Origin of the sequence: Streptomyces sp. NPDC052225 (assembly GCF_040679615.1) — a bacterium.
Classification (GTDB): Bacteria; Actinomycetota; Actinomycetes; order Streptomycetales; family Streptomycetaceae; genus Streptomyces.
Genome location: NZ_JBFAVD010000001.1, coordinates 217366 through 243350 on the forward strand (window position 1 = coordinate 217366; position 25985 = coordinate 243350).

19 protein-coding genes are annotated in these 25985 nt (G+C 72.0%); 12 read left to right on the forward strand and 7 right to left on the reverse strand.

Annotation, left to right across the window (positions count from 1 at the left end):
* The 5 genes from AB0L37_RS01060 (at position 1) to metG (ending at position 8293) form a co-directional block, all read left to right on the forward strand.
* Positions 1–957, forward strand: a complete 957-nt coding sequence (locus tag AB0L37_RS01060; protein ID WP_365498070.1) for an endonuclease/exonuclease/phosphatase family protein — start codon at positions 1–3, stop codon at positions 955–957.
* A gap of 28 nt (positions 958–985) precedes the next feature.
* Positions 986–2929 (forward strand): FUSC family protein, encoded by a 1944-nt coding sequence (locus AB0L37_RS01065; RefSeq protein WP_365498073.1) that lies wholly within the window; start codon positions 986–988, stop codon positions 2927–2929.
* A gap of 240 nt (positions 2930–3169) precedes the next feature.
* Positions 3170–4582, forward strand: coding sequence for a hypothetical protein (locus AB0L37_RS01070; protein ID WP_365498076.1), 1413 nt, complete (start codon positions 3170–3172; stop codon positions 4580–4582).
* Between the two features lie 234 nt (positions 4583–4816).
* Positions 4817–6415, forward strand: coding sequence for a VWA domain-containing protein (locus tag AB0L37_RS01075; protein WP_365498079.1), 1599 nt, complete (start codon positions 4817–4819; stop codon positions 6413–6415).
* Between the two features lie 147 nt (positions 6416–6562).
* Positions 6563–8293, forward strand: coding sequence for a methionine--tRNA ligase (metG, locus tag AB0L37_RS01080; protein ID WP_365498082.1), 1731 nt, complete (start codon positions 6563–6565; stop codon positions 8291–8293).
* A gap of 4 nt (positions 8294–8297) precedes the next feature.
* Here metG and AB0L37_RS01085 read toward each other — a convergent pair whose 3' ends face one another.
* Genes AB0L37_RS01085 through AB0L37_RS01095 form a run of 3 tightly spaced genes read right to left on the reverse strand, consistent with a single transcriptional unit; the run spans position 8298 to position 11439 of the window.
* Positions 8298–9086, reverse strand: coding sequence for a hypothetical protein (locus AB0L37_RS01085; RefSeq protein ID WP_365498085.1), 789 nt, complete (start codon positions 9084–9086; stop codon positions 8298–8300).
* The gene (locus AB0L37_RS01090; protein WP_365498088.1) at positions 9083–10519 is read right to left on the reverse strand and encodes an ABC transporter permease subunit; all 1437 of its coding nucleotides are present in this window, start codon (positions 10517–10519) and stop codon (positions 9083–9085) included. Before AB0L37_RS01090 ends, AB0L37_RS01085 begins: the two co-directional genes overlap by 4 nt.
* Positions 10516–11439 carry an ABC transporter ATP-binding protein gene (locus tag AB0L37_RS01095; RefSeq protein ID WP_365498091.1) on the reverse strand — a complete coding sequence of 308 codons (924 nt, stop codon included), beginning with the start codon at positions 11437–11439 and terminating at the stop codon, positions 10516–10518. Before AB0L37_RS01095 ends, AB0L37_RS01090 begins: the two co-directional genes overlap by 4 nt.
* A gap of 282 nt (positions 11440–11721) precedes the next feature.
* Here AB0L37_RS01095 and AB0L37_RS01100 point away from each other — a divergent pair, with 282 nt between their 5' ends.
* Positions 11722–12912: a sensor histidine kinase gene (locus AB0L37_RS01100; protein ID WP_365498094.1), complete on the forward strand. Its 1191-nt coding sequence runs from the start codon at positions 11722–11724 to the stop codon at positions 12910–12912.
* Positions 12909–13592: a response regulator transcription factor gene (locus tag AB0L37_RS01105; protein ID WP_365498097.1), complete on the forward strand. Its 684-nt coding sequence runs from the start codon at positions 12909–12911 to the stop codon at positions 13590–13592. Before AB0L37_RS01100 ends, AB0L37_RS01105 begins: the two co-directional genes overlap by 4 nt.
* Before the next feature lie 174 nt (positions 13593–13766).
* On the opposite strand, the gene aspS is transcribed toward AB0L37_RS01105, so the two are convergent.
* Entirely contained in the window at positions 13767–15533 is a 1767-nt protein-coding gene (gene aspS, locus AB0L37_RS01110) for an aspartate--tRNA ligase (RefSeq protein WP_365498100.1), read from the reverse strand.
* A 161-nt stretch (positions 15534–15694) separates the two neighbouring features.
* Here aspS and AB0L37_RS01115 point away from each other — a divergent pair, with 161 nt between their 5' ends.
* Positions 15695–17854: a SpoIIE family protein phosphatase gene (locus AB0L37_RS01115; RefSeq protein ID WP_365498103.1), complete on the forward strand. Its 2160-nt coding sequence runs from the start codon at positions 15695–15697 to the stop codon at positions 17852–17854.
* 206 nt (positions 17855–18060) lie between these two features.
* Here AB0L37_RS01115 and AB0L37_RS01120 read toward each other — a convergent pair whose 3' ends face one another.
* The 3 genes from AB0L37_RS01120 to AB0L37_RS01130 all read right to left on the reverse strand — a co-directional run bounded on the left by AB0L37_RS01120 (position 18061) and on the right by AB0L37_RS01130 (position 21082).
* Positions 18061–19143, reverse strand: coding sequence for an AI-2E family transporter (locus AB0L37_RS01120; RefSeq protein WP_365498106.1), 1083 nt, complete (start codon positions 19141–19143; stop codon positions 18061–18063).
* A 110-nt stretch (positions 19144–19253) separates the two neighbouring features.
* Positions 19254–20219 (reverse strand): pirin family protein, encoded by a 966-nt coding sequence (locus AB0L37_RS01125; RefSeq protein ID WP_365498109.1) that lies wholly within the window; start codon positions 20217–20219, stop codon positions 19254–19256.
* Positions 20220–20605: 386 nt separating this feature from the next.
* A complete protein-coding gene (locus AB0L37_RS01130) occupies positions 20606–21082 on the reverse strand; it encodes an SseB family protein (RefSeq protein ID WP_365498112.1) in 477 nt (158 codons plus the stop codon).
* A gap of 149 nt (positions 21083–21231) precedes the next feature.
* On the opposite strand from AB0L37_RS01130, the gene AB0L37_RS01135 reads away from it, so the two are divergent.
* The 4 genes from AB0L37_RS01135 to AB0L37_RS01150 all read left to right on the forward strand — a co-directional run bounded on the left by AB0L37_RS01135 (position 21232) and on the right by AB0L37_RS01150 (position 25969).
* Entirely contained in the window at positions 21232–22005 is a 774-nt protein-coding gene (locus tag AB0L37_RS01135) for an alpha/beta fold hydrolase (protein ID WP_365498115.1), read from the forward strand.
* Between the two features lie 151 nt (positions 22006–22156).
* Positions 22157–23995 (forward strand): acyl-CoA dehydrogenase, encoded by a 1839-nt coding sequence (locus AB0L37_RS01140; protein ID WP_365498118.1) that lies wholly within the window; start codon positions 22157–22159, stop codon positions 23993–23995.
* Between the two features lie 322 nt (positions 23996–24317).
* Complete coding sequence (locus AB0L37_RS01145; protein WP_365498121.1) at positions 24318–25631, forward strand: M18 family aminopeptidase; 1314 nt, start codon at positions 24318–24320, stop codon at positions 25629–25631.
* Positions 25632–25744: 113 nt separating this feature from the next.
* Positions 25745–25969, forward strand: a complete 225-nt coding sequence (locus AB0L37_RS01150) for a DUF6458 family protein (RefSeq protein WP_365498124.1) — start codon at positions 25745–25747, stop codon at positions 25967–25969.
* Positions 25970–25985 lie beyond the last annotated feature (16 nt).

Sequence of the window (25985 nt, forward strand, 5' to 3'; positions counted from 1 at the left end):
GTGAACAGAGTCGGAGGGTGGGCGGCCGGGCTGCTGCTCGCCGGGGTCAGCGTCGTCGTGGGCTGCCGGCTCGCGGACAGCGACGGGTTCACGCCTGTACCGCAGCTCCTCGCGTTCCTGCCGTGGCTGGTCGCCCCGACCGCGGCGGCGCTCCTGATCGCGCTCCTCGCGCGCTGGCGCACCGGCCTGGTGTGGGGCGTCGCCGCGCTCGGCGCCCTCGCCTGGTGCATCCAGCCGTACGGCACGGACCACGAGCCGAGCGGGCCGCCCGTCTCCGGCATCCGCGTGCTGGCGTCGAACGTGCAGTTCGGGCGGGGGACCGACGCACTGATCGACGCGATCACCGCGCACGACCCCGGCATCGTCTTCGTCGAGGAGTGCGATGACGGATGCCAGGACGCCCTCGCCCGCAACTCGCTGGAGACCGCGTACCCGTACCGGCAGGCCGTGCGCGCGGGCGGCTCGGAAGGATCGGAGATCCTCAGCAGGTTTCCGCTGAAGGCCGCGCCGGGCGTGGCGGGGACGATGGGCATGCCGGGCGCGACGGCGGACGTGCGCGGGCAGTCCGTACGGCTCCAACTGGCGCACCCCATGCCGCCGTTGCCGCAGCAGCTCGGGGTCTGGCGGCGCGAGCTGGGGCGGCTCGCGGACTTCGCGGGCGCGGGGGACGGGCCGACCATCGTGGCCGGCGACTTCAACGCGACGCAGGACCACGCCGCGTTCCGCCGCATCCTCGACGCGGGGTCCCTGCGGGACGCCAGCCGGCTGACGGGGGACAGCCGCAGGGCGAGCTGGCCGTCGACGGCGCCGCGGCAGCTTGGCACGCAGATCGACCACGTGCTGGTGAGCGAGGCGTTCTCGGCGCAGGACGTACGGTTCCTGACGCTGGCGGACACCGACCACCGGGCGGTGCTCGTGGATCTGACGCTGCACAAGACGCCGCCCACGTCGTCCTGAGGCCGCGCGAAGATCGCATACTGGGCTCATGCCGCCCCACCTGACACCCCCGGACTGGCTGGTCAGAACCCTCAGGCCGCAGCGGGCCGCCGGTGTCCCGTGGGCGGCGGTGACCCGCGCGTCGCTCGCCATGGCCGCCCCGCTGGCCGTGGGCCTCGCGACCGGCCACTTCACGTACGGGGCGCTCGCCTCGATGGGCGCCCTGTCCGGCGTCATCGGCGACACGGCCGACGCCTACCGGATGCGGGTCTTCAACATCGCGGTGCCGCAGCTGTTCGGCGCCCTCGGGGTGACCGTCGGCTCGCTGGTGTTCGGGCAGGGCTGGCCGGCGGTGGCCGTCGTGACGGCGGTCGCGCTCGTCTCCGGGATGATCTCGACGATCGGCGCGGTCGCGTCCGTCTCCGGGCTGCTGCTCCTGCTCAACTGCGTGGTGGGCGCGGGCCTGCCGATGCCCGGCGACTGGTGGCTCGCGCCGCTCCTGATGACGAGCGGCGGCCTGCTCGTCCTGCTCCTCGCGCTGCTCGCGTGGCCGCTGCGGTCGGGTGTGCCGGAGCGGGCGGCCGTCGCGGCGACGTACCGCGCCGTCGCCAACCTCCTGGAGGCGGCGGGCACCGACGCCCTCACGTACGCGGAGACCCGCCTCGCCGTCACCCAGTCCCTCAACCAGGCCTACGACCTCGTGCTCGCCCGGCGCACCCTCGCACACGGCCGCAACCCCGAACTGGTGCGCCTGGTGAGCCAGTTGAACGCCGTCACACCCATCGTGGAGGCCGCCCCCGCCGCCCACCACGCGGGGGTCCCGCTGCCGCCGCGCGTGCCCGAAGCCGTCCGCCGGCTCGCCGGCACGATCGCCTCGGGGCGGGTGCCGCAGGAGCTCGCGCTCGATCTGCCCGAGGCCCGGGACCCCGCATCGCGGGCGGTCGACCACGCGCTGCGGCACGCCGCCGAGGTCGCGTCCCGGCGCGGGGACGCCGACTTCACGAACGTCGACGACCGGCTCGGCCGCCCCGCGGCGCTGCGCGTACGGGCCCGGCGCGGCGCCCGCAACGTCCTGCTCTCCAGCGCCTCCTGGCGCTACGGGCTGCGCCTCGCGCTGTGCATCGGCATCGCGCAGGCGCTGGTCTCGATCGTGCCGGTGCCGCGTTCGTACTGGGTGGCGCTGACCATCACGTTCGTCATGAAGCCCGACTTCGGCTCGGTGTTCTCGCGGGCCGTGCTGCGCGCGCTCGGCACCGCGGTGGGCCTCGTCGTGGCCGCCGCCGTGCTCGCCGAGGTGCCGATGGGCTGGTGGGACGTGCCGGTCATGATGCTGCTCGCCCCGCTCATCCCCGCGCTCACACCCCGCGGCTACGGCTTCCAGACGGCGGCCATCACGCCGGTGATCCTGCTCCTGTCCGACGTCCTCAACCACCAGGGCACGGCCCTGCTGTGGCCCCGGCTCCTGGACAGCCTGATGGGGTGCGCCATCGCCCTCGTAGCGGGGTACCTGCTGTGGCCGGAGAGCTGGCACACCCGGATCGGCGACCGGCTCGCCGACGCGGTCGCCGACACGGCGGGATACGTGGAGTGCGCGTTCGGCGCCCCGGAGGACCCGGCGGCGCGGGCCCGGATGCGGCGCCGCCTGTACCGGGACCTGTCCGTCATCCGCACCGAGTTCCAGCGGGCGCTGACCGAGCCGCCGCCCACGGGGAAGCGGGCGGCGGCGTGGTGGCCGCTGGTCGTCGCGGTGGAGCGGATCGTGGACGCGACGACGGCGGCGCGGGTGCGGGTGCGGCACGGGGCGGCGGCGCCCGGCTCGGCCGAGGTGGCCCAGGTCGCCGGTCAGCTGCGGGAGTTGGCGGACGGGCTGCGGGCCTCGGAGGTCCTGGAGGAGGTGCGGGCGGACTTCGGTACGGGCGGGGCGCGGGACGGGGTCCTGGAGCACGTACGGCAGGAGGTGGCGGCGGCGCGGGCGATCGCGGCGCCGCGGTAGCCGGACCTTGGTCCCGCTCGATTGAGGACCAAGGTCAAAACAGCCTCTGACCTGGTCTTTTGCTCCTGTTGCACGAGCGCGTCCGGGTGTGGGCACGGCTGTTACACGACGTACGGATGACGCACACATCGCAGGCCTAACTTCTTACTCGTCGCCACCGCAAACGGGGCACACCGGGAAAAACCCACCACCCCGACTGGCCGGTCTACGGCCGGCCCGAGCCACGAGGGAAGCACCACGATGCGAGCCACCCGAGCCACCTTCCGCACCGCCGCCATCGCCACCGGCGCCATCGCCGCCCTGGCCGTCCCGGCCACCGCCGCCTTCGCGGACACCACGCCCGCGCCCCAGTCGTCGACCGGCGCGGACGACCAGGGTCAGGACCAGAACCAGGGCGACCAGGGCCAGGGCCAGGACGACCAGAACCAGGGGCAGGACCAGGGGCAGAAGCAGGACCAGGACGATCAGAACGCCCGGCAGCTGATCAGCTCGCCCACCCTCGCCGAGGGCTTCTCCGCCAAGGTCTACACCGTCGGCAGCAACGGCGCCGAGGCCGACATCTTCAAGGACGGCGCCCTCGTCACCACCCTGAAGGCGAACGGCTCCACAGCGAAGACCACCACCGGCGGTTACGTCTTCCAGCTCAGCCCGAGCGGCCAACTCACCGCCGACCAGGACTCCAGCGGCGACAAGACCGACCCGCCGGTCCCCGGTGGCTGGGAGTCCAAGGGCACGACGAACCTCGGCGACGGCTGGTCCGCGAAGGTCGACGTCAACGCCTCGGCGCGGTCGGCCCGCGCGGAGATATCCCAGAACGGCACGGCGAAGGGGAAGCTGGAGGCGTACGACGGAGCCAAGTCCACGAAGATCGGCGACCGCACCTTCACGCTGACCAGCGACGGCACGATCACCTCGAAGAAGGACGCCAAGGACCCGGTCGTCGGCGGCTGGGAGTCCAAGGGCGTCAAGAAGTTCGGCGACGGCTGGTCCGCGAAGGTCCAGGTGAACGCCTCCGCCCGCACCGCCAAGGCCGACATCTCGCACCACGGCACCGTCAGGGGCCACCTCACCGCCTACAACGGCAGCAAGTCCACGAAGCTCGACAACTACACCTTCACGCTGACCAGCGACGGCACGATCACCGCCAAGAAGTCCGCGACGCCGAAGCCGGTGCCGGACCACCAGCGCCGCTACGTGAAGACGGTCAAGCTCGCCGACGGCGTCTCCACCGCCAAGGTCTACAAGCTGGACACCTGCCACTACCAGGCCGACATCTACGCCCACGGCAAGAAGCTCGACACCCTCGACGCCCACGGCAAGACGGCGTACGGCCAGCACAACGGCCTGCACGTCGCCCTGAAGTCCAACGGCGCGGTCACGTCGTGGCTGGACGGCTCGGGCAAGCACGGCTCGGGCAAGCACGGGTCCGCCACCGGTACGGGCACGGGCACGGGGTCCGGCACTGGCACCGGCTCCGGCTCCGGGAGCCGCACGCTGCCGCAGGGCGGCGTGAAGGCCGGCGCGGAGAACGTCGCCGCGCACACCTCGACCGGCTCCGACACGACCCTGCTCGTCGCGGCGGGCGCGGGTGCCGCTGCGCTCGGCGCGGCCGGCCTGGGCTTCTCGGTCTACCGCCGCAAGCAGAACAGCTGACACAACTCGCCGTTCCGATACGACGGTTGGGGCGCCCTCGGGGGTCGCCCTGACCGTCGTACGCGCATAAGTACCGCTACGCGCGCAGGCATTGGCGCCGTGTTGCTCCCGTGCGCTCGGCCGATCGGTCCGACCCTTCCCAAGATCGTCCCCGGCGGCGGCTAACCTTACGTGTCCGCCCTGGCCAGGGGTTCCAGGGATCTTGGGGACGAACTCATGCGGAAGGTTGCGCACATGGGCATTCTGGATCTGCTGCGGAACGCGTTCGGGCGGTCCCGCAAGAAGGACGAGACCGCCACCGCGCCGGAACCGTCCGCTTCCGCGGAGACTCCGGCGTCGCCGGCGCCGCCGTCCACAGCCGAGAAGCCGACGGTGCCCGCACCGTCGAAGGGCGAGGCGGACGACCTGGTGGCAGCGGCCTTCGACAACGTGACGGTCCCGAAGCCGTCCCGCCCGATCGGCTCGGAACACGTGGCTGCCGCCGAGCCGGAGGCCGTCGCCCCCGAGCCCGAGGTGGAGGCTGCCGCCCCGGAGCCCGAAGCCGAGCCGGAGGCAGCCCCCGAGGCCCAGGCACCCGAGGCCAAGCCCGAGCCGGAAGCCACGGTTGCCGAGGCCGAGCCGGAGCCCGAGGCGGAGGCCACTGCCCCGAAGGCCGAACCCGAGCCGCAGCCGACCCCCGAGGTCGAGGTGGAGGCCGCTGCCCCCGCCCCGGCGGCTGACGCCGAGACCACTGCCCCGACCACCGCTGCCGAGCCGAAGGCCGACGCCGAACCGGAAGCCGAGCCCAAGTCCGCCGCGACCGCGACCGCGACCGAGGCGAAGGACGACGCCGAGCCGGAAGCCGCGCCCGTCACCGGGCCCGAGCCGGAAGCCGCAGCCGAGGCGGAGCCCGTCGCCGGAGCCACCCCGCAGGCGGGCGTCGCGCCCGAGCCGCAGGCCAAGCCGGACGCGGAACCCGAGCCGGAAGCAGCGCCCGCCGCCGCAGCCGAGCCCGAGCCGCAGGCCGAAGCCCCCGCGCCCAAGGCCGCCAAGAAGACCGCCGCGAAGAAGGCCCCCGCCAAGAAGGCCGCCGCCAAGGCCAAGCCCGCGCCGAAGGCCGAGCCCGAGACGAAGGCCGCGACGAAGGCCGAGCCCAAGGGCGAGCCCGTCGCCGCCACCGCCGCTTCCACCGGCACCGGCACCGTCACCCCCGCCAAGCTCAAGTCCCGCGCCCCCGGCCTCGTCGCCGCGCACAAGGCCGCCGGGGCCGCGCTCAAGGCGCGGGGGATCGACGGGGCGCGGGCCTCCGTGTACCTCGTACTCGACCGGTCCGGGTCGATGCGCCCGTACTACAAGGACGGTTCCGCCGAGGCGCTCGCCGAGCAGACCCTCGCGCTGGCCGCGCACCTCGACGCGGACGCCACGGTCCACACCGTCTTCTTCTCGACGGACATCGACGCCACCGGCGACCTGACCCTGGACGCGTACGAGGGCAGGATCGACGCGTGGCACGCGGCGGCAGGGCGGATGGGCCGCACCAGCTACCACCGGGCGATCGAGGAGGTCGTCGCCCACCACGAGAAGAGCGCCGACCCCCAGGTCCCGGCCCTGGTGATCTTCCAGACGGACGGCCCGCCGGACGTGCAGCGCCCCGCGAACGAGGCGCTCGCCGAGGCCGCGAAGCACCCGCTGTTCTTCCAGTTCGTCGCGTTCGGCGAGCACGACGCGAAGGGCTTCGACTACCTGCGCAAGCTCAAGGCCGACAACGCCGCGTTCTTCCATGCGGGCCCGACCCCGCGCGAGCTGACCGACGCCGAGGTCTACGAGGGGATCCTCGCGGCCTGGCGCCCGTAAGCCCTCCGCACCCCCACGGACACCCCTGGCCGTCCGCGCTGTAAAACACCGCGCGGGCGGCCCACCCATGTCGGATACGATTTCTGGATTCCACCGGCGCCGAGAAACCACCCGCCGCCGAACGTCACAACCCGGGAGCAGCCCCCGATGGCTCGACACCTCATCACCAGCGCCCTTCCGTACATCAACGGGATCAAGCACCTGGGCAACATGGTGGGGTCCATGCTCCCGGCGGACGTGTACGCGCGGTACCTGCGCCAGCGCGGCCACGACGTGCTCTACATCTGCGCGACCGACGAGCACGGCACCCCCGCCGAGCTCGCCGCGAAGGAGCGGGGCATCCCGGTCGCCGAGTTCTGCGCGCAGGCGCACGACGCGCAGAAGTCGGTCTACGACGGGTTCGCGCTCGCCTTCGACCACTTCGGCCGCTCCTCGTCGCCGCAGAACGCGGAGATCACCCAGCACTTCGCCCGCAAGCTGAACGAGAACGGGTTCATCGAGGAGCGCGCGATCCGTCAGGTGTACTCGCCTGCCGACGGCCGCTTCCTGCCGGACCGCTACGTCGAGGGCACCTGCCCGCACTGCGGCTACGACAAGGCCCGCGGCGACCAGTGCGAGAACTGCACGCGCGTCCTCGACCCGACCGACCTGATCAACCCGCGCTCCGCGATCTCCGGCTCCACCGAGCTCGAGGTCCGCGAGACCAAGCACCTGTTCCTGCTCCAGTCGAAGCTCCAGGTCGAGGTCGAGGCGTGGATCGACGAGGTCGCCGGCGAGTGGCCGCAGCTGGCCTCCTCCATCGCCCGCAAGTGGCTGACCGAGGGCCTGAACGACCGCGCGATCACCCGTGACCTGGACTGGGGCGTCCCCGTCCCGGCCGACACGTGGCCGGAGCTCGCGGCCGACGGCAAGGTCTTCTACGTATGGTTCGACGCCCCGATCGAGTACATCGGGTCGACGAAGGAGTGGGCGGACCAGGCCCCCGACGGCGAGGTCCGCGACTGGAAGTCGTGGTGGTACGAGCCCGAGGGCGCCACCGACGTGCGCTACACGGAGTTCATGGCGAAGGACAACGTCCCGTTCCACTCCGTGATGTTCCCGGCGACGCAGATGGGCGTCCGCGAGCCGTGGAAGAAGGTCGACTACCTGAAGGCCTTCAACTGGCTGACGTACTACGGCGGCAAGTTCTCCACGTCGCAGAAGCGCGGCGTCTTCACCGACCAGGCCCTGGACATCCTCCCGGCCGACTACTGGCGCTACTTCCTCATCGCGAACGCGCCGGAGTCCGACGACTCCTCCTTCACGTGGGAGCACTTCACCGCGACGGTGAACAAGGACCTGGCCGACACCCTCGGCAACTTCGTCAACCGCGTCCTGTCCTTCTCGCGCAAGCGCTTCGGCGACGACGTCCCCGCGGGCGGCGAGCCGGGCGAGGCCGAGCGGAAGCTGGGCGCGGAGATCTCCCGCCTCCTCGCCGAGTACGAGGAGCAGATGGAGGCCCTCCAGTTCCGCAAGGCCGCGGCGGCGCTGCGCGCCCTGTGGTCGGCGGGCAACTCCTACCTGGAGGAGAAGGCCCCCTGGCTGGAGATCAAGACGAACCAGGAGGGCGCCGCGCTCACCCTCCGCACGGCGATGAACCTCATCCACCTCTACTCGGTGGTCTCCGAGCCGTTCATCCCGTCCTCCTCCGCCGCGATGCGCGCCGCGTTCGACCTGGCGGGCGACGACGCCACGTGGGTCACCGCCGAGCAGGCCACGTCCCTGGACACGGTCCCGGCCGGCACCCCGTTCACGGTCCCCCCGGTCCTCTTCGCGAAGATCACCGACGAGGACCTGGAGTCGTACAAGGAGCGCTTCGGCGGCGAGCCCGCCGCCTGAGGCTTCAGGCGTCGCGCCACCTCAGCGCCGTCCACCCGAGGACGAGCGCCCCGCCCGCATAGGCGGCGAGGACACCGATGCCCGTCCAGGGGGCGAGCGGGGCCGTTCCGGTTCCGGTCGTCGTCTGGACGGCGAGGCCCGCCGTCATCGGGGAGAGTTGCCGCACGCGGGCCAGGACGTGGTCCGGCATGTCGATGATCAGGGTCGCGAGGTACGGGCCGTAGAGCAGCGCCATCACCGCCCCGGCCGCCGACGCCGCCTGCCGCACGACCAGCGCCACCCCGATGCTCAGCAGCGCGACGAGCAGCAGATAGACGACCGTGCCGCCCGCCGCCCGCCACAACACGTGGGAGCTGTACGGGAGTTGGGCGAAAGCCGCCGAGTCGCCCGAGTCGGCTGCCATGACCGCGCGGCCCGCCGCCACCGAACCCGCGACCGCGGGGAGCGCCGCGGCCGACACCGTCGCCGCGACCACCGCGGCCTTCGCGAGGAAGACCGTGGTGCGCCGCGGGTTCGCGGCCAGCGTCGTGGCCATCATGCGCGGGTACTCGGAGCAGACCACGGCGACCGCGACGAGGGCCGCCGCCGTCTGCGCCAGGTACACCCCGGACAGGGACAGGGCCGTCGGGGCGAGGACCCCCTCCTCGCCCTCGCCCGCGCTCGCCGCGATCAGCGCCGTGAAGGCGACCATCGCGCCGGCCAGGGACACCACCGTCCACACCTGCCCGGGAACGGTACGGAGTTTGGTCCACTCCCCGTGGAACGCCCGCCGCACGCCCGTGGCCGCCGTCATACGTCCCGCCCGGTCAGCCGCCACCGTGCCGCGCCGAGCACGACCGCCACGTAGAGACAGAGCACGCCGAAGCCCGCCCAGGGTGTCATCACGGTGTCGATGAGCTGCCGCGTCTGCTGGATGGCGAGGCCGGCGGTCGGGGTCGCGCTGCCGACGAAGTCGCTGAACCCGATGGACGTGGACTGCGCGACGATCGGCAGCACGATGAACGTGACGATCATCAGGACGACGGCCGGCACCGCGCGCCGCAGCAGCGCCCCGACTCCCATGCCGAGCACGGCGACCAGCGCGAGGAACGCCGCGCTGCCGACGACCGCGCGGACCGTCGACGGGTCGGTGAGGGACGGCTCGGGGAAGAGCGGCGGGGCGAAGCCGTTGTCGCGCAGGGCGGGCAGGGCCACGTAGAACTCGGCGACGCTCGCGGCCAGGCCGACGGCGAAGACCACCGCGCCGAGCACCAGCGCCTTCGCGGCGAGGACCCGGTCGCGGCGCGGGCTCGCGGTGAACGTGGTGCGCGCCGTCCCCGTCCTGTACTCGGACGTGACGGACAGGACGCCGAGCGCGATCACGGCGATCGTCGCGATCTGGATGCCGTCGTCGAGCGTCATCTTCACCAGGTCGGGCTGCCCGCCCAACTGCCCGACGCCACCCATGCCGAGGCCGCCCAGGTCGCCGCTGCCGGTGACCGTGAAGACGCCGTCCCGCTCGCGGTAGGGGCTCGGGTCGGCGGTGGGGTCGGGCATCTCGCCCTTCTTCACCGCCTGCGCGATGTCCGCCTGTCGCCAGCCGCCGGTGCCGGGGGACGCGGGGAAGTCGACGTGGTCGAAGACGGCCCGGCCGACGGTGGCCACCGGGTGCATGCTCACCTGGCTCGGTCCGGTGCGCTGCTCCGTCCCGGTCGGCGGCGACGTCACGAAGAGGCCCGCCTCGGCGGTCGCCGGCAGCCCGGTGACGGTGAGCGTGCCGATCCTGTGCCAGGTGCGGCCGTCGGCGGAGTCGTAGCCGGTGGCCCGGTCGCCGGCGCGCACGAGCCGCAGCCAGCGCGGCGTGCCCGCGCTCCCGGACCCGGTCAGCTCGTGCTTCCCGTCGGCCATCATCCGCACGCCGTGCCCGGGCGTCACCATCAGGGCGGCGTACGAGGATCCGCTCGCCGTCCCGTCCTTGAGCAGCAGCCCCGCCTTGGCCCAGGGGGCGCTGTGCTTCTGCGAGGCGACGCGCACGGTGAACGTGCCGTCGCCCGCGGTCGGCCGGTGCACGAAGCTGGAGCTGTCGTACGTCGACGGGCCGCCGTAGCCGTAGTGGTTGCCGTTCGACGACGCGACGGTGAGCAGCAGGCTCAGGGCGAGCAGCGCGAACAGGGCGACGGACGTGCTGCGGACGCTGCGGAGCTTGGTCCACTCGGCGCGCAGGGCACGCGCCATGGGCGACTTCACGATGCCTCCTGGGCGCTGAACTCCGCCGCCGCGCCGGTGAGTTCCATGTAGGCCTCCTCCAACGTGGCCCGGTGCCGGGCCAGTTCGGAGAACGGGATGCCGTGCGCGGTGAGCCGGGCGACGACGTCCTCGGCGGTCAGGCCCGTGACGGTGAGCGCGTCCGGCCCGGTCACGGCGACGGTGGCATCGGCGCCCGCGAGCACCGCGAGGGCCTCCGCGCGGCGGCTGGTCCGCAGGGCCATCCGCTCCCCGGACGCCTCGTCGAGCAGCGCGGCCACGTCCGTGTCCGCGAGCAGCCGCCCCCGCCCGATGACGACGAGGTGGTCGGCGGTGTCCTGCAACTCGCTCATCAGGTGCGACGAGATCAGCACCGTACGCCCTTCCGCGGCAAGGGACTTGAGGAACTTCCTGATCCACTGGATGCCCTCGGGATCGAGGCCGTTGACCGGCTCGTCGAGGATCAGCACGGGCGGATCGCCCAGCAGCGCGGCGGCGATCCCGAGCCGCTGCCGCATCCCGAGCGAGAAACCCCCGGCGCGCTTCTTCGCGGCGGAGGCGAGGCCGACCTGGTCGAGGACGAGGTCGACGCGGCGGCTCGGCAGCCCGTTGTAGTGGGCGAGCCACAGGAGATGGTCCCGGGCCCGGCGCCCCGGGTGCAGCGCCTCGCAGTCGAGCAGCGCGCCGACGGCGGACAGCGGGTCGGCGAGGTGCGCGTACTGCTGCCCGCCGATGAGCGCGACGCCGCTGTCGGGCCGGTCGAGCCCCAGCATCATCCGCAACGTCGTCGACTTCCCGGCCCCGTTGGGCCCGACGAACCCGGTCACCCGCCCGGCCTCGACGGTGAAACTCAGCTCGTCCACGGCCACGGTGGCCCCGTACCGCTTGCACAGCCCACGGGCCTCGATCGTCATGTCGGTCATGAAAGCCGACGGTAGGGAAGGAACCCGGGCCGGGTCGTCACGCCGGAGCGTGGTCAGTCGGGGGCCGAGGTCCCCCGCCCGGGGGACTCCTTACATCTGGGCCGGGGAAATGCGCCCCTTCAGGGGCGCGGGGCTGTATCGATCGGCGGCTGCGCCGCGGGGCGCGAGCAACCACGACGAACCCGCACCCGACGCATGCCCCCCCCCCAACGGCGAGTTGCCGGCTCCCCCTCCCCCCGCAGGGTGACGCCCCCGAACCCCACCCCCGCCGATAATCCCCCCATGACCCGGACCTGGCCCACCCCCAGCACCCCGGCCCAGCTGAGAGCCCAGGCCCACCGCATCACGACCGCCCGGGACCTCCCCCTGCTCACCGCGACGGCGCTGACCCTCGTCGCCCTGGGCGAGATCACGGGCCGCGGCCACGACCCCGCGACCCAGTTCCCCGGCCTCCTCGCCCTGGCCCTCGGCGCAACGCTCCCCCTCGCCTTCGTCCGCGCCCACCTGCTCCTCACCGCCACCACCCTCACCACAGCCGCGCTGCTCGCCCCGGTCACCTACGGCCAGACCCTGTACGCGGCCCTGCCGGCCCTCGCCGCGGCCCTCTACGCGGTGGGCCGGCGCAGCCCCGGACGCACCGCCGTCCTCTTCACGATCCCGTTCACGGCCTACGCGCTCACGGACGACGCGGGGCCCTACGGCGTCGCCCTCCTCGCCTGCGCCGCCGCCGCGATCGGCGCGGGCAACGCCCGGCGCGCCCAGGCCGAGGCGGCCCGCCGCACCGCCGCCGACTGGGCGTACGCGGACACGGCCCTCGCCCACGCCGCCCTCGGCGAACGGGCGCGTATCGCACGGGAGTTGCATGACATCGTGGCCCACCACATCTCGACGATCTCGGTCCAGGCGGAGACGGCCCGCTTCACGACGCCCGGCCTGTCCCCGGAGGGCGCCGAGCGTTTCCTCGCGATCGGCGACACCGCCCGCCTCGCCCTCACCGAGATGCGCCGCCTGCTCGGCGTGCTGCGCGAGGAAGCCCCGGCCGAAGCACCCGCCGCACCCGCGCCCCGCACCCCGCAGCCGGGCCTCGACCAGCTCGTCACCCTCGTCGACGAGGCCCGCGCGGCGACCGGCACCGCCGTGCGCCTCATCGTCCGCGGCCGCGTCCCCACCCTCGACCCGGGCCTGGAACTCACCGCGTACCGCATCGTCCAGGAAGCCCTCACCAACGCCCGCAGGCACGCCCCGGGCGTGGCCGTGGACGTGGAACTCCACTACAGGGAGACAGAGTTGGCGATACGCGTACGGGACTGCGGCCCGGGCACGACCGCACCCTCCTCCGGCGCCCCGGGCCACGGCCTGCTCGGCATGCGCGAACGCACCGCGATGGCCGGCGGCACCCTGCACGCGGGCCCGGCCCCGGCGGGCGGCTTCCTCGTAGAGGCGTCTCTGCCGACAGGGAGCACCACCCCGTGACCAACCCCACGGACCACCCCATCCGCATCGTGGTCGCCGACGACCAGGACGTCGTACGGGCCGGCTTCGGCGCCCTCCTCGACAGCCGGCCGGACTTCACGGTCGTCGGCAGCGCGAGCGGCGGCGCCGAAGCGGTCCGCGTCTGCCGCGCGACCCGCCCCGACCTGGTCCTCATGGACGTACGGATGCCCGGCACGGACGGCATCGAGGCCACCCGTCGCATCACCGGCGAGCTGCCGGACACCCGCGTCGTGATGCTGACGACGTTCGACCTCGACGAGTACGTGTACGACGCCCTCGCCGCCGGAGCCAGCGGCTTCCTGCTCAAGGACATGCTCGCCGAGCGGCTCTTCGAGGCGGTCCGGATCGTCGCGGCGGGCGAGGCACTGCTCGCACCGACGGTCACCCGCCGGCTGATCGCCGAGTTCGCCCGGCTGCGGCCGCGCGCGGTGCCCGAACAGGCCCGCGCCGTGCAGACGTTGACCCCGCGCGAGGCGGAGGTGCTCCGGCTGATCGCGGAGGGCCTGTCGAACCAGGAGATCGCGGCCCGGCTCGTCGTCGGCGGCGAGACGGTGAAGACGCATGTCAGCCGCGTCCTCGCCAAACTGGGCGTCCGGGACCGGGCGCAGGCGGTGGTGGCGGCGTACGAGTCGGGCCTGGTCGTGCCGCGGTCGGGCTGACAGCAACGTCTTCGCCTCGGAGAACGGCACCCGCGTCGTCCGCGAAAGCCAAGCGGTCCATGCGGAGAACCTGAACGCCCGGGCAGCGCTCACTGAGCAGGAAGCCACCCGACGCCCCGCCGTCCATGGACGGCGGGGCAGACGGGGACACCCACGCTCACGTGGGCGCGGACGTCACTTCTTCTCGACCGGCTTGCGCAGCTGGATGTTGAGCTCGCGCAGGCGCGACTCGTCCAGCTCGGTGGGCGCGCCCATCATCAGGTCCTGCGCGTTGCCGTTCAGCGGGAAGCCGATGGTCTCCCGGATGTTCGGCTCGTCGGCGAGGAGCATGACCATGCGGTCGACGCCCGGGGCGATCCCGCCGTGCGGCGGGGCGCCGAAGCGGAATGCGCGCAGCATGCCCGCGAACTCGTGCTCGACGGTGTCACGGTCGTAGCCCGCGATCTCGAAGGCCTTGAGCATGATGTCGGGCTCGTGGTTCCGGATGGCGCCGGAGGACAGCTCGATGCCGTTGCAGACGATGTCGTACTGCCACGCCAGGATGTCCAGCGGGTCCTTCTCCTCCAAGTCCTTCATGCCGCCCTGCGGCATGGAGAACGGGTTGTGGGAGAAGTCGATCTTGCCGGTCTCCTCGTCCTTCTCGTACATCGGGAAGTCGACGATCCAGCAGAACCGGAAGACGTTCTCCTCGAACTGGCCGGCGCGCTTGGCGGCCTCGACGCGGACCGCGCCCATGATCTTGGAGACCTCGTCGAACTCGCCCGCGCCGAAGAACACGGCGTGCCCAGCTGCCAGGCCGAGGCGCTCGGTGAGGACCTTGACGTTCTCCTCGGTGAGGAACTTCGCGATCGGGCCCGCGAACGTGCCGTCCTCGCCGACGCGGATCCAGGCCAGGCCCTTGGCGCCCTGCTCGACCGCGTAGTCACCGAGGCCGTCGAAGAACTTGCGGGACTGACCGGCGGTGTCCGGGACGGGCAGCGCGCGCACGTGCTTGCCGGCGAACGCCTTGAACTCGGAGCCCTCGAACACGTCGGTGATGTCGACGAGTTCGAGCTTGGCGCGCAGGTCCGGCTTGTCGTTGCCGTACTTCAGCATCGACTCGCGGAACGGGATCCGCGGGAACGGGCTGGTGACCTCGCGGCCGCCGCCGTACTCCGTGAACAGCTCCGTCATGAGCTTCTCGATCGGCTGGAAGACGTCTTCCTGCTCGACGAAGCTCATCTCGATGTCGAGCTGGTAGAACTCGCCCGGCGAGCGGTCCGCGCGCGCGTCCTCGTCGCGGAAGCAGGGCGCGATCTGGAAGTAGCGGTCGAAGCCGGAGATCATCAGCAGCTGCTTGAACTGCTGCGGCGCCTGGGGGAGGGCGTAGAACTTGCCCGGGTTCAGACGGGACGGGACGACGAAGTCACGGGCGCCCTCGGGGGAGGTCGCGGTGAGGATCGGCGTCGCCATCTCGTTGAAGCCGAGGGCGACCATCTTCGAGCGGATCGAGGCGATCACGGACGAGCGCAGCATGATGTTGCGGTGCATGCGCTCGCGGCGCAGGTCCAGGAAGCGGTACTCCAGGCGGCGCTCCTCGCCCACCCCGTCGTCCTGGTTGATCTGGAACGGCAGCTGCTGCGCGGCACCGAGCACCTCGACCTCGGCGGCCTCGATCTCGATCTCGCCGGTGGGCAGCTCCGAGTTCACGTTGTCCGCGCCGCGGGAGACGACCTTGCCGTCCACACGGACGACGGTCTCCTTGGTGAGCTTGTCGAGGACCTCGGCGGCCTTCGTGCCCGGGCGGGCGACGAGCTGCGTGATGCCGTAGTGGTCGCGCAGATCGATGAAGAGGATGCCGCCCAGGTCTCGGCGATTGTGCAGCCAGCCGCTCAGCCGGACGTCGGTGCCGACGTCAGAGGCGCGGAGCTCGCCGCAGGTGTGGGACCTGTACCGATGCATCGTCGTTCATCCAGCCTTTGCTTTTGGGGTACCCGGGGAGACAACCCGGATCTCCCCAAGGGTACCGGCCGCCCCAGGATCGCTCTGCGAATAGTTCCGCGGCCCCGGGCCCCGGGGACTCTCGGTGGCAGTACGCGATCACCTCTTCCTACAGTGGGGCCATGCACACCGGTGAGCCCCTCCCTCCGGTGGAGGACGTCCTCGCCGCTCTCGCGACCGGCCTGTGGCGCTGGGACAACCGGGCGGGCCTCGTCACCTTCGACGCCGAGGCCGCCCGGCTCATCGGTCTGCCCTCGCCCGACGGCGGCCCTGTCACCCTGACGGAGGCCGGGGCGCGGGCCCGTTTCCACCCGGTCGACTGGAACGAGATCGACGGCGTCGTACGCCTGGCCGTCGCCGAGGGCACCCTCGCCGAGGCCCGGCTGCGCATCATGGACGAGCAGGGCCGCGTCCTGCGCATCGTGCGCAGCCGCTCCAAGCCGGTGGTCCACGGCGACGCCCCCGACTCGTACGAGCTGATCGGCACGCTCCAGGAAGTCACCGAACTGCCGCCGGAGGCCGCCTCCCGCACCCCGGTGACCGGCGACTGGCGGCGCTCGCGCGAGGCGTTCCTGCTGGACGCCGGCCGGGCGCTCGCGGAAGCCCTCTCGACCGCCGAGGTGCTGCGCGTCGCCGCGGGCCTGTCGATGCCCGGGTTCTCGCCGAGCGGCCTCGCGGTCTTCGGCGTCGCGGGCGACCGGCTCACCGTCATCGGGCACCACGGGCAGCAGCCCGGCGACGAGGGCCCCTTCACCGACATGGACCTGGCCACCGACTATCCGGCGGCGGAGGTCTGCCGCACCGGGCGCGCGGTGTATCTGTCGTCGCCGGACGAGTACCGGCGCCGCTACCCGGCGGCCTGGCCGCTCGCGTCCCGCTTCGCGCGGCAGTCGTGGGCGTTCCTGCCGCTGATCGTCGCGGGCCGCACGATCGGCGCGTGGATGGCGGGCTTCGACTACCCGGTGACGTTCTCGCCGGACGAGCGCTCGGTCCTGACGACGGTCGCCCGGATGCTGGCGCAGGCCCTGTCCCGGGCCGGGGTCGCCGAGTCCGAACGGGAGCTCACCGACGGCCTCCAGAAGTCGATGCTGCCCAGCCTCGGCCCGCAGATCCCCGGCATGAACCTCGCCGCCCGCTACGTGCCGACCGGCGGCGGCCTCCAGGTCGGCGGCGACTGGTACGACATGATCCCGCTGCCGGGGGGCACCTCCCGGACGGCGTCCGGGGGAGGCCGGATCGCGCTCGTCATCGGCGACGTCCAGGGCCACGACGTGCGCGCGGCGGGCCTGATGGGGCAGCTGCGGATCGCCCTGCGCGCGTACGCCTCCGAGGGGCACCGCCCGGACGCGGTCCTCTCCCGCGCCTCCCGCTTCCTCTACGGCGTCGGCGAGCCCGGCACGGACCCGCGCTTCGCGACCTGCCTGTACGTCGAGGCCGACCCGGTCACCGGCGTCCTGGAGATCGCCCGCGCGGGCCACCCCGACCCCGCGATACGCATGCCCGACGGCACCGTCCTGATGCGGCCCACGGCCGGCGGGCTGCCGCTGGGCATCGACCCCGACGCGGACTACCCGACGACCCGGCTCGTCCTGGAGCCCGGCGAGACGCTGCTGCTGTGCACCGACGGGCTGATAGAGACCGGCGGGCACGACCTCGACACCGGCTGGGCCCGGCTGCGGAAGATCCTGGAGGAGTATCGCGGCGACAACCTGGAGGACCTCGCCGACGCCCTGGTGCAGGGCGTCCACGGCCCCTCCTCGCACCACGCAACCGGCCCGCTCGCCGACCGCCGCGAGGACGACATCGCGGTCGTCCTGCTCTGCCGTACGGGCCCGGGCTTCGGCTGCGACGGCGGCCTGACCCCCGCTCCGCCCGTGCGCCGCTCGGCGATGACGATCGCGCAGGCCGAGCCCGAGCGGATCGCCGCCGCCCGCCAGCAGTTGCGCGAGCTGCTGCACGACTGGGCCGACGAGGACCAGGTCGACTCGGCGGTGCTGCTCGTCTCCGAGATGGTCACGAACGTCCTGGTGCACACCGACGGCGACGCCCTCCTGGTCACCGAGGTCACCGAGGTCAGCGCGGACGCCCCGCGCCGGCTGCGCGTTCAGGTCTCGGACGCCTCCGACGACCTCCCGCACAAGCGCCGCCCCGGCGAACTGGCTTCGTCCGGGCGCGGGTTGGTCCTCATGGAGCTCCTCGCCCAGCGCTGGGGCGTCGACCCGCAGGGCGAGGGCAAGAGCATCTGGTTCGAACTGGACGAGCCGAAGCCCGTGGAGGCCTGAGAGCTCTCGGCCCCTGCTTCATGTGCTGCATCCCCCGGGGACAATCCCCGGACCCCGGCTGCCAACCACCCTCACACCCCTGTTTCACGTGCTGCAACCCCCGGGGGACAACCCCCGGACCCCGGCCGCCAACCGCCCTCACACCCCTGTTTCACGTACCGCACCCCCCGGGGGACAACCCCCGGACCCCCGGCCGTCAACCACCCTCACACCCCTGTTTCACGTGAAACAACCGGGCCGGGGTCTTCGCTCGCGTACCGCTTCCTGAGCTCCCCCAGGATGCCGAACGCCGCCGCGACCAGCGGGACCGCGAGCAGCATGCCGAGGATGCCCGCGACGGAGGCGCCCGCGGTGATCGCCAGCATGACCATCGCCGGATGCATCTGGACCGTGCGGGACTGGATCATCGGCTGGAGGATGTGGCCCTCCAGCTGCTGCACGGCGAGGATCACGCCGAGCGTCCACAGGGCGATCACCAGTCCCCGGTCGGCGAGCGCGACGAGGACGGCGACGGCACCGGAGATGGTCGCGCCGAGGTAGGGGATGTACGCGCCGACGAACACGAGCGCGCCGAGGCCCACCGCGCCGGGCACCTGGAGGATCAGCAGCCCGACGGTGATGCACAGGGCGTCGATGAGCGCGATGAACGTGGTCCCGCGCATGAACCCCGAGATGGCCTCGAAGGCCCGGCGGCCCATGGCCTCCAGAACCTCCGCGTGGCGCGGCGCGACGGTGTGCGCGAGGCCGACGGCCCGGTCGGAGTCCTTGAGGAAGAAGAAGGTGAGCAGCAGCGTGAGCACGCTGGTTGCGAGCAGCGAGCCGAGCACGGAGAGCCCGGCGAGCACCCCGCTGGCCAGGTTGTCGCCCCACTTGCTGACGAGGTTCTTGGCGTTGTCGGCGGCGTCGCCGAGGTCATCGGCACCGGTGATACCGATGTGCTCCCTGATCCAGTCCCCGGCCTGCCGCAGGGATTCGACGATCTGGTCCCCGGTGTCGATCAGCGCGACCACCACGATGTACCCGGCGCCGCCGACGACGGCGATCAGCGCGATGCAGGTGAGCGCCGCGGCGAGCGCCCGGGGCAGCTTCATCTTGTCGTTGAGCCAGTCGAAGACCGGGGCGAGCAGCGCGCTGCCGAGCAACGCGAGCAGCACGGGCGTGACGGCCGACTGGAAGATGATGACCAGCGCGATCGCGACGGCGGCCACGGCCGTGACCAGGAGTGCCAGCGCGCTCCAGGCGGCGACGCGGCGGGCGGGTTCGGGGAGGAGCGGAGGGCGAGGCTGCACGCTGCCATCCGATCATGGACGTACAGCGGGCCACCCGCCGGGCGGGTCCGGCCGGGTGACGGGCCGTCACAGAACGACGGTCCGTCACTTCCCGGCGGGACCGGGCCGCATCACGTGTGCGGCAGACGCTCCGCGGAGGGGACGACGCCCAGGCGTCCTGCCTGGAAGTCGTCGAAGGCCTGCTGGAGTTCGGCCTGGGTGTTCATCACGAAGGGACCGTAGTGGGCCATGGGCTCACGGATCGGCTGCCCGCCGAGGATGACCACTTCGAGGTCGGGGGTGTGCGAGTCCTGGGACTCGTCGGCGCGCACGGTGAGGGACGAGCCCGCGCCGAACACGGCGGTCTGGCCCATGCGGATCGGCCGCCGGTCGGCGCCGACCGTGCCCTTGCCGGCGAGCACGTACACGAGCCCGTTGTAGTCCTCGCGCCAGGGCAGCGTCGCCTCGGCGCCGGGGCGGACGGTGGCGTGCACCATCGTGATCGGCGTGTGCGTGATGCCGGGGCCCTCGTGGCCGTCGAACTCACCGGCGATGACGCGCAGCAGCGCGCCGCCGTCCTCGGTGGTGAGCAGCTTGACCTGGCCGCCGCGGATGTCCTGGTAGCGGGGGTCCTGCATCTTGTCCTTGGCGGGCAGGTTCACCCACAGCTGGAGGCCGTGGAAGAGGCCGCCGGACATGACGAGGGACTCCGGCGGGGCCTCGATGTGCAGCAGGCCGCTGCCGGCGGTCATCCACTGGGTGTCGCCGTTGGTGATGGTGCCGCCGCCACCGTGGCTGTCCTGGTGGATGAAGGTCCCGTCGATGATGTACGTGACGGTCTCGAAGCCGCGGTGCGGGTGCCAGGGCGTGCCCTTGGGCTCTCCGGGCGCGTACTCCACCTCACCCATCTGGTCCATCATGATGAACGGGTCGAGGTACTTGTAGTTGATCCCGGCGAACGCGCGGCGCACCGGGAATCCCTCCCCTTCGAAGCCGCTGGGCGCGGTCGTCACGGCGAGCACGGGGCGTGCGACGGCGTCCGCGGGCGCCGCCACTCGGGGCAGGGTCAGCGGGTTCTCGACGGTCACAGCGGGCATTTTGGGGACCTCCTTGGCGTCCTCGTGCCTCAACTTTAGTTGAACGTAGAACTTTCTGCCACCCGGAACGCCCGACGCCCGGAGGGCATTCCCTCCGGGCGTCGTTGGTGACCTTCTCCTACGTGGACGTGAACCCTGGCCGAGCGGCCGCCGCGGCAGGCCATCTCCGCGGCATTGTCCGGCAGCGTCACGGGCGCGTCCCGGGCGACGTTCACGGTCGGCGTCAGCGGATCGCCGGCCGCGGGGCCGGCCCCGTCCTTGATGACGACGGTGACGACGGTGACGACGGTGACGAACGAGAGCTTCCGCCCAGAGCTGTTCCGTGCACGCCGAGTGAGCCGCCCGGATGTCCGTACGGCTATGCGCAATGACCCGGGACGGGTGGGTCAGCCGTACATGCGGCGCATGGCGAAGTCGACCATCTGCTCGACGGCCTTCGCGTCGAAGACCATCCGGTGCTCGCCCTCCATGTCGAGGACGAAGCCGTACCCGGTGGGCAGCAGGTCGATGACCTCGGCGCCGGTGATGACGAAGTACTTGGACTCCTTGCCCGCGTACCGCCGCAGCTCCTTGAGCGTGGTGAACATCGGGATCACCGGCTGCTGGGTGTTGTGCAGCGCGAGGAAGCCCGGATTGTCGCCGCGCGGGCAGTAGACCTTCGACGACGCGAAGATCTGCTGGAAGTCCTCGGCGGACATCGAGCCCGTGGTGAACGCGCGGACCGCGTCGGCGAGCGACGGAGGCGACGGCTCCGGATACAGCGGCGGCGCCTGCTGCCCGTACCCGCCCTGCATCCCCTGCTGCGGCGGCGCGTACTGCTGCCCGGCAGCGGCCCCTCCGCCGTGCTGCTCGTATCCGTACATGGGGGCAAGAGTACCGAGGGCGGGCGGGGCCGTGGGCGGGGGACGGATTTCTGTATCGAGGACTAGATAAAGGGGCGAGGGTGCTGGTACGGTATTTCTGTAGCTGTCGATACAGAAATGACGCCGATACGGAAACACGGGGGAATGCCATGCCTGACGAGACGACGACGGTGCGCGGGGCCGGGCCGGGGCTGCTCCTGGCGCACGGCGCGGGGGGCTCCATCGAGGCCAACTACGGCCCGGTGCTCGATGCGCTGACCGCCGGGCACCGGGTGGTCGGGGTCGACTACCCGGGCACGGGCGCGACACCGCGCGCGACATCCCCGCTCCGGCTCGACGACCTGGCGGACCGGCTGGTGGCGGCGGCCGACGCCGAGGGCCTCGACCGGTTCGCCGTGTCCGGGTACTCGCTCGGCGGGGCCGTGGCCGTCCGCATCGCCGCCCGGTACCCCGAGCGCGTCACGGCGCTCCTCCTCACCGCCGCCTTCGCCCACCCCGACCACGGCCTGCGGCTCGACGCCGAGCTGTGGCGCACCCTCGCCCGGTCCGGCGACCCCGGCCCGCTGGCCCGCTTCATCGTCCCGCGCGCACTGAGCGAGCAGGCGCTGCACTCCGTGGGGGACGAGGATCTCGCGGCGCTCCTGGAGGACGTCGGCGCGACGGCCCCGCCCGGCACGGCGGACCACGCCGACCTGGTCACGCGGGTGGACGTGCGCGCGGACCTGCCCCGGATCACGGCTCCGACCCTGGTCATCACGACGACCGGCGACCGCCTGGTCCCCCCGGCACTGCACCGGGCCCTGGCCGGGGCGATACCCGGGGCCCGTCTGGCGGAGATCCCGACGGGCCACCTCCCCTTCGCCGAACTCCCGGACGTGTGGGGCAAGTTGTTGCTGGACTTCTTGAAGGAGACAGGGGCGTGAGGCACGGTTGAGGTGCGCCGGGAGGCACCGTGTTCGTCACAGTTGGCCCTGCGGGGGTTGCTTCTTATTACCGGCGGGTAGCATCCTGTTGTTACTAGTTGGTACGCGTACGAGGACGATCCGCCTCCCAAGCCATTACGGAGCCGTCGCCATGGGGCACTACAAGTCGAATCTCCGCGACATCGAGTTCAACCTCTTCGAGGTGCTCGGCCGCGACAAGCTGTACGGCACCGGCCCGTTCGGGGAGATGGACGTCGACACCGCCAAGAGCATCCTCGAAGAGGTCGCCCGCCTCTCCGAGAACGACCTGGCCGAGTCCTTCGCGGACGCCGACCGCAACCCGCCGGTCTTCGACCCGGAGACGAACACGGCACCGGTCCCGGCCTCGTTCAAGAAGAGCTACCAGGCCTTCATGGACGCCGAGTACTGGCGCCTCGGCCTGCCCGAGGAGATCGGCGGCACCACCGCGCCGCGCTCCCTGATCTGGGCCCACGCCGAGCTGATCCTGGGCGCGAACCCGGCGGTGTGGATGTACTCCTCCGGCCCCGCGTTCGCCGGCATCCTCTTCGAGGAGGGCAACGAGGCGCAGAAGAAGGTCGCCGAGATCGCCGTCGAGAAGCAGTGGGGCTCGACGATGGTGCTGACCGAGCCGGACGCCGGTTCGGACGTGGGCGCCGGCCGCACCAAGGCCGTGCAGCAGGAGGACGGCTCCTGGCACATCGAGGGCGTGAAGCGGTTCATCACGTCCGGTGAGCACGACATGTCGGAGAACATCCTCCACTACGTCCTCGCCCGCCCCGAGGGCCACGGCCCCGGCACGAAGGGCCTCTCCCTCTTCCTGGTCCCGAAGTTCGAGTTCGACTGGGAGACCGGCGAGCTGGGCGAGCGCAACGGCGTGTACGCGACCAACGTCGAGCACAAGATGGGCCTCAAGGCGTCCAACACGTGCGAGATGACGTTCGGCGACAAGCACCCCGCCAAGGGCTGGCTGATCGGCGACAAGCACGACGGTATCCGCCAGATGTTCCGCATCATCGAGTTCGCCCGCATGATGGTCGGCACGAAGGCGATCTCGACGCTGTCGACCGGTTACCTGAACGCCCTGGAGTACGCCAAGGAGCGCGTGCAGGGCCCGGACCTCGCCCAGTTCATGGACAAGGCCGCGCCGAAGGTCACCATCACGCACCACCCGGACGTGCGCCGCTCGCTGCTGACGCAGAAGGCGTACGCGGAGGGCATGCGCGCCCTCGTCCTGCACACCGCGTCGGTCCAGGACGCGATCCAGGTCAAGGAAGCGGCGGGCGAGGACGCGAGCGCCGAGCACGCGCTGAACGACCTGCTCCTGCCGATCGTGAAGGGCTACGGCTCGGAGAAGGGCTACGAGCAGCTGGCGCAGTCGCTCCAGACGTTCGGCGGCTCCGGGTTCCTCCAGGAGTACCCGATCGAGCAGTACATCCGTGACTCGAAGATCGACACGCTCTACGAGGGCACGACGGCGATCCAGGGCCAGGACTTCTTCTTCCGGAAGATCGTCCGCAACCAGGGCGCCGCGCTGAACGGCCTGGCCGAGGAGATCAAGAAGTTCCTCGCGGTGGAGACCGGCGGCGAGGAGCTGGCCGGCGCCCGCGAGTCGCTCGCCAAGGCGGCCGTCGAGCTGGAGGCCATCGTCGGCATCATGCTGACGGACCTGGCCGCCACGGAGCAGGACCCCAAGAACATCTACAAGGTGGGCCTGAACACGACCCGTCTGCTGATGGCGTCGGGCGACGTCGTCGTCGGCTACCTGCTGCTGCGCGGCGCCGCCGTGGCCGCCGAGAAGCTGGCGGCGGGCGCGTCCGGCAAGGACGTCCCCTTCTACCAGGGCAAGATCGCCGCGGCGAAGTTCTTCGCGGCGAATGTCCTGCCGGGTGTGACGGGTGAGCGGAAGCTGGCGCAGGGCACCAGCGCCTCCGGCCTGGACGTCATGGACCTGGACGAGGCGGCGTTCTAGGCTCCGCCGAGCTGGAATCTGCCCCGGGGCCCGTCGTCTCTGTTGAGGGACGACGGGCCTCGTTGTCGTCGTGTGCGGCGCCGTCGTGGCTGGTCGCGCAGTTCCCCGCGCCCCTGAAATGCAGACGCTTCGCGTCGCATTTCCCCGATCAGGGCTGAGGCCATCGGGGAGATGCCGCACCGAAGGTGCGCATCCCAGGGGCGCGGGGAACTGCGCGACCCGCCACACTCAACCCGCACCCGCGAGGGCGCCGCACCCGGCGGACGAAGAGGCGCCGGGCCGCCGAAGGCAGGCCCCCTGCAACCCGCACTACCCTGGCCGCATGCGCACACCCTCCCGCCCCTTCGATCGTGGGCACACCGACGACCTGATGACCTTCCTCGCCGCGAGCCCCACGCCGTACCACGCCGTGGCGAACGTGGCGGCGCGCCTGGAGAAGGCGGGGTTCAAGCAGGTCGCGGAGACGGACGCCTGGGACGGGACGACCGGCGGGAAGTTCGTGACGCGCGGCGGCGCGATCATCGCCTGGTTCGTGCCGGAGGGGGCGCGGGCCCACACCCCGTTCCGGATCGTCGGCGCGCACACCGACTCCCCGAACCTGCGGGTCAAGCCGCAGCCCGACATGGGGAGCAACGGCTGGCGGCAGGTCGCCGTCGAGATCTACGGCGGCCCGCTCCTGAACTCCTGGCTCGACCGGGACCTCGGGCTCGCCGGGCGGATCTCGCTGCGCGACGGCGGCGAGCGCCTCGTGAACATCGACCGGGCCCTGCTGCGCGTCCCGCAGCTCGCCGTCCACCTGGACCGTTCCGTGAACGTCGACGGGCTCAAGCTCGACAAGCAGCGCCACATGCAGCCCATCTGGGGCCTGGGCAGCGACGTCCACGAGGGCGATCTGCTCGGCTTCCTGGAGGACGAGTACGGGCTCGGCCGCGGGGACATCACCGGCTGGGACCTGATGACGTACGCCATCGAGGCACCGGCGTACCTGGGCCGCGACCAGGAACTCGTGGCCGGGCCGCGGATGGACAACCTGCTGTCGGTGCACGCCTGTACGGCCGCGCTCGCCGAGGTGAGCAAGGAGAAGGGGAGCGACGACGATCCCCTGCCGTACATCCCCGTGCTCGCCGCCTTCGACCACGAGGAGAACGGGTCGCAGTCCGACACCGGCGCCGACGGGCCGCTGCTCGGCAGCGTCCTGGAGCGTTCGGTGTTCGCACGCGGCGGCGGTTACGAGGACAAGGCCCGCGCCTTCGCCGGGACGGTCTGCCTGTCGTCGGACACCGGCCACGCCGTGCACCCCAACTACGCCGAGCGGCACGACCCCACGCACCACCCGCGTGCCAACGGCGGCCCGATCCTCAAGGTGAACGTCAACAACCGCTACGCGACGGACGGTTCGGGCCGGGCCGTCTTCGCGGCGGCGTGCGAGAAGGCCGGCGTGCCGTTCCAGTCGTTCGTGTCGAACAACGCGATGCCGTGCGGCACGACGATCGGCCCGATCACCGCCGCCCGGCACGGCATCAAGACGGTCGACATCGGCGCGGCGATCCTCTCCATGCACAGCGTGCGCGAACTGTGCGGCGCGGACGACCCGTTCCTCCTGGCGAACGCGCTGACCGCGTTCCTGGAGGGCTGAGTTCCGGCAACTCGCCGCCCGGCTGTGTGACGTCGAAGGCCCCGGGTACCCGGGGCCTTCACCTATCCGTACGGCATGGCCGTACGTCACACAGAGTCTGGGAGGCGGACCTCATGAGCTTGGGGGGTTGCATCATCCTGGTCGCCGTCGGGGCGATCCTGGCGTTCGCGACCGACTGGCACATGCAGAGCGTGAACCTCGACCTGGTCGGCTGGATCTTCATGATCGTCGGCCTGATCGGGATCTTCGTGTTCCGCAGCATCGGACGGCGGCGGCGCACCGTCGTACCGCCGGCGCAGACGACCGTCGTGGAGGACGAACGGGACCGCCGTTTCTGACGGAGCACCGCCACGT

Excerpts from the sequence above, each read along its gene's own strand:
- AB0L37_RS01115 (WP_365498103.1), top strand. The coding sequence starts at position 15,695 with ATGCACACCGGTGAGCCCCTCCCTCCGGTGGAGGACGTCCTCGCCGCT.
- AB0L37_RS01130 (WP_365498112.1), bottom strand. The coding sequence starts at position 21,082 with ATGTACGGATACGAGCAGCACGGCGGAGGGGCCGCTGCCGGGCAGCAG.
- AB0L37_RS01065 (WP_365498073.1), top strand. The coding sequence starts at position 986 with ATGCCGCCCCACCTGACACCCCCGGACTGGCTGGTCAGAACCCTCAGG.
- AB0L37_RS01150 (WP_365498124.1), top strand. The coding sequence starts at position 25,745 with ATGAGCTTGGGGGGTTGCATCATCCTGGTCGCCGTCGGGGCGATCCTG.
- AB0L37_RS01095 (WP_365498091.1), bottom strand. The coding sequence starts at position 11,439 with ATGACCGACATGACGATCGAGGCCCGTGGGCTGTGCAAGCGGTACGGG.
- AB0L37_RS01070 (WP_365498076.1), top strand. The coding sequence starts at position 3,170 with ATGCGAGCCACCCGAGCCACCTTCCGCACCGCCGCCATCGCCACCGGC.
- AB0L37_RS01145 (WP_365498121.1), top strand. The coding sequence starts at position 24,318 with ATGCGCACACCCTCCCGCCCCTTCGATCGTGGGCACACCGACGACCTG.
- AB0L37_RS01100 (WP_365498094.1), top strand. The coding sequence starts at position 11,722 with ATGACCCGGACCTGGCCCACCCCCAGCACCCCGGCCCAGCTGAGAGCC.
- AB0L37_RS01140 (WP_365498118.1), top strand. The coding sequence starts at position 22,157 with ATGGGGCACTACAAGTCGAATCTCCGCGACATCGAGTTCAACCTCTTC.
- AB0L37_RS01125 (WP_365498109.1), bottom strand. The coding sequence starts at position 20,219 with ATGCCCGCTGTGACCGTCGAGAACCCGCTGACCCTGCCCCGAGTGGCG.
- AB0L37_RS01085 (WP_365498085.1), bottom strand. The coding sequence starts at position 9,086 with ATGACGGCGGCCACGGGCGTGCGGCGGGCGTTCCACGGGGAGTGGACC.
- AB0L37_RS01075 (WP_365498079.1), top strand. The coding sequence starts at position 4,817 with ATGGGCATTCTGGATCTGCTGCGGAACGCGTTCGGGCGGTCCCGCAAG.
- AB0L37_RS01135 (WP_365498115.1), top strand. The coding sequence starts at position 21,232 with ATGCCTGACGAGACGACGACGGTGCGCGGGGCCGGGCCGGGGCTGCTC.
- metG (WP_365498082.1), top strand. The coding sequence starts at position 6,563 with ATGGCTCGACACCTCATCACCAGCGCCCTTCCGTACATCAACGGGATC.
- aspS (WP_365498100.1), bottom strand. The coding sequence starts at position 15,533 with ATGCATCGGTACAGGTCCCACACCTGCGGCGAGCTCCGCGCCTCTGAC.